2 protein-coding genes and 1 pseudogene are annotated in these 3,064 nt (G+C 69.2%); 2 read left to right on the top strand and 1 reads right to left on the bottom strand.

Annotated features, from left to right (window positions below; translation table 11 throughout):
• Positions 1 to 336, top strand: a pseudogene (locus ACXAHD_RS31745) (hypothetical protein); the annotation flags it as partial.
• On the opposite strand, the gene ACXAHD_RS31740 reads toward ACXAHD_RS31745, so the two are convergent.
• Entirely contained in the window at positions 314 to 1,453 is a 1,140-nt protein-coding gene (locus ACXAHD_RS31740) for an AbfB domain-containing protein (protein ID WP_289212954.1), read from the bottom strand. The pseudogene ACXAHD_RS31745 and the gene ACXAHD_RS31740 overlap by 23 nt on opposite strands.
• Positions 1,454 to 1,880: 427 nt before the next feature.
• Here ACXAHD_RS31740 and ACXAHD_RS31735 point away from each other — a divergent pair, with 427 nt between their 5' ends.
• Entirely contained in the window at positions 1,881 to 2,957 is a 1,077-nt protein-coding gene (locus ACXAHD_RS31735; RefSeq protein WP_475055101.1) for a hypothetical protein, read from the top strand.
• The last annotated feature ends 107 nt before the right edge of the window (positions 2,958 to 3,064 follow it).

Raw genomic sequence — 3,064 nt, 5'->3', positions numbered from 1 at the left:
CCGGTGCGGTCGGCCGGGCCGACTGTCGGGCCGGCCGACGGGTCCGCGCCGGAGCCGGTGGTCGGCCACGAGCTGGTGTACCTGGCGGCGGCGCCGTGGCTGCGCCGCCGCCGCATCGGCGCGGCGCTGCTCGACCACCATCAGCGCACGTTGGACGCCGCCGGGTTGGTCGGGCACACCGTCACCGACGAGGAGTACGCCCGTGACCTGCTGGCGGTGCGCGGTTGGCGTACGCCCGGCCCTCGGCACCTCTCCCCCGGCGGGCCGCCGCTGTGGTCGATGCGCCGCGACCCCGGCACCCGGCCGATTCCGCCTACAACGGGGTACGGACGATGAAGGTGGCGTAGGACGCGTTGGCGCCTCTGCCGATCTCGGAGAGTTTCAGGTATCTGCCGTCGTGGTGCAGGTAGCGGTCCGGGTAGTTGTAGGAGCGCAGTGAGGTGTGCTGTCCGGTCAGTCCGGCGACCGGGCAGAAGGTGGCGTCGGCCCGGAACAGGGCGCTGCCGTCGATCCGGTGCAGGTAGAAGCGGAAGTTCTGGTGGCGCAGGTAGTAGCCGGGAAAGTTGACCGACTCCAGGGAGATGCAGCTCGACTTGGCCAGGCCGCGACGGACCACGAACGCGGCGTCGGCCTTGCCGCGCTGGTCGACGACGTCGACGCGGCCTTCGAACTCGAAGTGCCGCACCCGGCGGCCGGGCAGGTTGACCGGCTCCAGCCCGTACGTCCCGCCGACGGTCAGGGTGAGGTGCGCGGGGGCGGTCGGTTTCGGGTCCGGCTGGGGGTTGGTGGCCGGTGCGGCCGGGGTCGGCCCGCCGCCGGGTGCGTCGGTGTCGGGCGTGGCCGTGTGTACGCCGTCGCCGACCGGGCGAACCTGCTCAGCCCGGTCGGTCGGCTCTTCGCTCGGCTCACTGATCGGCTCGCCGCTCGGCTCTTCGGCCGGCGGTGCGGCGGATGTGCTGGCGCTCGGGGCTCCGGCGACGAACTCGCCCCGGATCGGCTCCTGCTGGGCACCCCGGTTGGTGGCCACGGTCGCGGCGATGACAGCGGCGGTGAGGACCGCGACGGCGCCGATGGCGGTACGCCGCGGCGGTCCCGTCGAGCGGTCGGCGTGGCTGACCGGCGCGGCGGGTAGGGCGTGGGTGCCGGGCGCCCTGCCGCCCGATGCCCTGCCGCCCGGGGCAGGGCGGTCGGCGGCAGGGCGGTCGGCGGCAGGGCGGTCGGCGGCCGATGTGCCGTCGGTGACTTCGCCGTCGATCGTCGAGGACGCCGACCAGCTGACCTGGCCGAGCCGGGCGGTGGCCAGAGTGAGTGGACTGTCCGCCGGTGGCCGTGGCCAACGCGGGGCGGAGCCGGCCCGGCGGGGCAGCTCGCCGCCGGACGTCGGCTGGCCCTCGGGCGACGCGAGCCAGCGCCCGACGCGCGGCGGATCCTGCTGGGTGTCCTCGTCGGACATCGGTCATCCCACCTCCGGCTCACAGCCCGTCCTGGCCCTGTCACTGCGTCGCGGCGCATACATTCTCATTTCGCCCGCATGGTGCGCCAGTACCCGGAGCCACCGAGTTGTGTCACTTCGACAAGGCACCAGACCCCAACCACCACAGTTGCCACTCTTGGTAGTCGACTTATGACACACGGTCGCGACCGGTCGAGCTTCCCGCCGTCGACGGCCGCTCAGACCCTCCCGGAAACCTCACTCGATATGACTGAATGTAGGCATTGACCCCGACGGTGCAGTTCTTCAAGGAATACGACATCCACACTGTCACGGATCTGCCAGAAAACCATTTCTCACAATTGTTTGCTTGACAGCTTCTCGAGGTGCCTGAACCATCGAGATCTGGTGAGTCCACTGTCACCAACCCCACAGGGAGAGGAACTCGATGAGTCCCGGCACCAACGGATCGGCGACCCCGACCAGCACCACCTCCACGGTTTCACCGACCACACTCGATGGGCCGACCCCGAAGGACCTGTTGCCCGCCAGCGGCGACCATCCGGTGGAGATCGTGCAGTACCAGACCGTCGTACTGACCGACATTCCGGGCGCGAAACAGTACCCGGAGTTGGCCGGCGCGATCGACCTCGGGGAGGAGAATCTCCCGCTCTACGATCGCCCGGCACAAGGCATGATCGTCACCACCGAGCAGTCGTGGTCCGTGAAGGGCGTGACACTCGGCCGGCTCCTGCACAGCCTCGCGCTGGCACCCGGCGAGAGCACGAAGGTCGCGGTCATCGACTGGGAGCGCCGCACAGTCGGGACCGGCGCGGAGAAAACGACCGAAAGCGACGTACTGACCAGCGCGACCGACCAGAACCGGTCGATCAGCGAGCTGGCCAGCAGCATCGCCCTGGAGGAACAGCACGGATCGTCCAGCATGTCCCAGTCCAGCTCGTCGACGAGCGCGGGAATCAACGCGGGCATCGCGTTCTTCGGCGCCGGCATCGGTGCCTCGCTGAGCCACTCGACGAACAAGGGGGTCGCCACGTCGGTGGCCCGCTCGACCGGGCAGCGGGAGGTCGCCGCCGAGGCCGCCCAGCGGATCGACGCGCGGACCCAGCAGCTGGCGACCGCAGCACGCAGCCGGAACATGACCGTGGTACGGGAGACCTCACAGTCGGAGAAGGAGCAGGTCCTCACCCGGGTGGTCACCAACTACAACCACATGCACGCGATGTCGGTGCAGTACTACGAAGTCGTCCAGATCTACCAGGTGACCACCAAGCCGACCAAGCTGGAACGGTGTCTGTTCATCCCCCTCAAGGAGCTGCACTTCACGCAGAGCATCCTGAAGCGGTACTCGGACGCGCTGGCCGCAGCGGCACCCGAGGAATGGGCCAAGAAGATCCGCGGCGCGAACCCGTTCAGCGCCGCGGTCCGCAAACTCGACGGCTGCCCGGCCGCCAAGGCACCGACCACCCCGGCCACCGTAAACATTCAGGTGGTGCGCGAAGAGTGACGGTCAGCGCGGGTTAAGTGACGGGGTTCGACCGGCTCGACGCCGTTCTGTCCGTTGTGGTTTGATCTTGGCGTGTCGGTGTCGGAGGATCTGTCTCGTGAAGAGTT

This window comes from Micromonospora sp. ABR4_055 (assembly GCF_056160425.1).
Note: the sequence above shows the minus strand (reverse complement) of the source record. Positions and strands in the feature narration are given on the sequence as shown.

Excerpts from the sequence above, each read along its gene's own strand:
- ACXAHD_RS31740 (WP_289212954.1), bottom strand. The coding sequence starts at position 1,453 with ATGTCCGACGAGGACACCCAGCAGGATCCGCCGCGCGTCGGGCGCTGG.
- ACXAHD_RS31735 (WP_475055101.1), top strand. The coding sequence starts at position 1,881 with ATGAGTCCCGGCACCAACGGATCGGCGACCCCGACCAGCACCACCTCC.